Raw genomic sequence first — 545 nt, forward strand, 5'->3', positions numbered from 1 at the left:
AATTTTATTCATTTTAGATGATAGAATATAAGTATATTTCAGTTTTAGAAAATTATTTTATTTTTTAATTTCGAAAACTAAAAACAAAAAGAAAAATTTTAAACTATTTTTACAAAATTATTTATTATTTATAATTTTTTTAAAAAATAAAATAAAAGTGGTGTAAAATGAAAATTATTTTTGATGGACAAGAGCAAGGAAATGTTTTCGATTTTGTTGAAAAATTAGGCTTTCCTAAAGAACATGTTAAAAAATTTAACAAAGAAGAAGAATTTTTTTTAGTTACTAAAACAGTTAAATTTGGAAAAATTTCTGATGAAATAGAAAAATTTTTAGAAAAAAAATCTCATTTAGCAATCGGAGTGGCCGTTTCTGGCAACAAAAACTATGGTTCTAATTTTGGAAAAGCGGGCGAATTAATTTCTAAAAAATTTAATATACCTTTAATATTAAAATTCGAAGGGAAAGGATTTTCTGAAGATATAGTTTTTTTACAAAAATGGTTAAAAAACTATAAAAAAGAAAATAAAAAAATGGATAAAAAT

1 protein-coding gene is annotated in these 545 nt (G+C 20.0%); it reads left to right on the forward strand.

Annotated elements, in window-relative coordinates; translation table 11 throughout:
* Positions 1-167 precede the first annotated feature (167 nt).
* Positions 168-545, forward strand: a 378-nt coding sequence (gene nrdI, locus RI01_RS03230; RefSeq protein WP_017193236.1) for a class Ib ribonucleoside-diphosphate reductase assembly flavoprotein NrdI, incomplete at its 3' end; no start/stop codon positions are given.

The sequence above is a fragment of the Italian clover phyllody phytoplasma str. MA1 genome, assembly GCF_000300695.1.
In the GTDB taxonomy this organism is placed as follows: Bacteria; Bacillota_I; Bacilli_A; order Acholeplasmatales; family Acholeplasmataceae; genus Phytoplasma.